Annotated in this window: 4 protein-coding genes; all 4 read left to right on the forward strand. The window is 44.0% G+C overall.

The features are described 5' to 3' along the window. The first annotated feature begins 128 nt into the window (after nucleotides 1-128). Nucleotides 129-308, forward strand: a complete 180-nt coding sequence (locus tag IV55_RS09965) for a hypothetical protein (RefSeq protein ID WP_057811758.1) — start codon at nucleotides 129-131, stop codon at nucleotides 306-308. Nucleotides 309-331: 23 nt separating this feature from the next. Then, the gene (locus IV55_RS09970) at nucleotides 332-703 is read left to right on the forward strand and encodes a MarR family winged helix-turn-helix transcriptional regulator (RefSeq protein WP_057811759.1); all 372 of its coding nucleotides are present in this window, start codon (nucleotides 332-334) and stop codon (nucleotides 701-703) included. 11 nt (nucleotides 704-714) lie between these two features. Continuing rightward, complete coding sequence (locus IV55_RS09975) at nucleotides 715-909, forward strand: hypothetical protein (protein ID WP_057811760.1); 195 nt, start codon at nucleotides 715-717, stop codon at nucleotides 907-909. Between the two features lie 30 nt (nucleotides 910-939). Next, nucleotides 940-1,667: SseB family protein (locus tag IV55_RS09980; protein ID WP_157047472.1), on the forward strand; the 728-nt coding region annotated here is incomplete at its 3' end.

Below are 1,667 nucleotides of genomic sequence, written 5' to 3' on the forward strand. Positions count from 1 at the left end.
GATCTTGTCGCAACAGCTTAAAGAATTGGTCAACGCCTTGAATGTCGCTAGACCAGCGCAGCGAATGGAGCTAATCGCGGCTTGCCGCGATTACCTAAAAGGAATTGAAGTAATCGGGGGAAAACCAAATGAATACTGAAGAAATTGACGTATTAACGCAAATCACGCCAACTGAATTATTGGCGCAACATTTAAAGGTAACCGCTGATGAAATTGTCCGGGCAACGGACGCCAACGATTACAACAGTGCACAGCGGTTAATTCGCACGGCGGACCGTTTATTGGACGCTATTGTACAAATCAACTGATTTACTTAAAGGAGAGAGTCATCGTGTTGAAACAAGAAAACGAGGTAAATCAGTTATTAGGATTGTATCGTGATCTCCGCAACTTTTTATCACGCCCGATTGACGGTGTGCATTATAGTGTTGCGGAGTTGAGTCTGCTTAGCTTAGTCAGCGATGCTGGTGAGGAAGGGTGCTCACCATCGACCATTGCCGACTTTTTAGGTTGGAAGCGGTCGCAGGTGTCCCAGACAATCTCCAGCTTGTTAAAAGGTGGCCTGATTGAGGAACGTGTTGAAAGTCGGGACCGCCGGCGTCAACGTCTATATCTTACTAAAGGTAATGAAACTGAACTAAAGGAATTAATTGGTCGGCTAGATATTGCGGTCAATGAATTCACGATTACGCATAACAAATAAGAGGCTAAAAAATGGAAAATCCAGTCGTACATGATATTAAAGAAGACTTATTAAGTATTTCTCCTGAAAAAATTCTAACGAACAACTTAAGTGCGGTGGCTGATGCGCTAACAGATGCATCTGTTTCTGGTGACCGTGAAAAAATCAGTAAGTTAGCAATCAGTGGGCGTTCCTTATTAAGCGCCATCGAAAAGTTAAGTCGCTAGCACCAAAACACTGGTAAGGGGGTGAAGTGAATGGCAGATCAATTAAATGATCTACCACAGCCTGATAACGATCACTTCGAGGCGCTTAATGAAGCAGCCAAGATCATGCCGTATCAGACTGCTGGATTTAAACAACAATTGCAGCAATTCATGGCGCAGCCAACCGATGTTAATTTAGAACGACGATTTGCATCAGCACTGCTTAACATGAGCTTTTATGTACCTGTCCAAGTGCGCCAAAAGGCGATGACTTCTAAGGAGCCAACTGCGCATCTTGGTATGGGAATGGCAGTAATTACATACTTGGCCGATGGTCAACGGTATATTCCTGCATTCACAGAACGTTCGGAAGCACACAGATTTTTAGTAGGCTCGTTTCCGGAAATTGATTTTCGGATGTTTGAATTTACCAGTGAGGAATTAATGATAGAAGTTGGGCAGCTAAAAATTGCTGGACTGTTGGTTAATCCAGGCATTCACAATTTCCCTCTATCAACCAGCTATTGGAATTACATTCACCGTGTGCGGCCATTACCAGTTACTAACAGCCAAGCTGACTTTCAGTTTCGCTTGTTAGGTGAACAATCTGTTCAACTCGAAGTTGCGTTGAGCCGAGCAATGCGTCGTTACGGGAAGATTAAACGGGCCTGGTTATTCGGTGTTCGTTATAAGAACAAGACAACGATATATGATCGGGCACTGGTCGTTGACTGGCAGGGCGATGACGAGCAATTTCGGACGAAAGTTGAACCAAAGTT

Origin of the sequence: Furfurilactobacillus siliginis, assembly GCF_001437435.1 — a bacterium.
Taxonomy (GTDB): domain Bacteria; phylum Bacillota; class Bacilli; order Lactobacillales; family Lactobacillaceae; genus Furfurilactobacillus; species Furfurilactobacillus siliginis.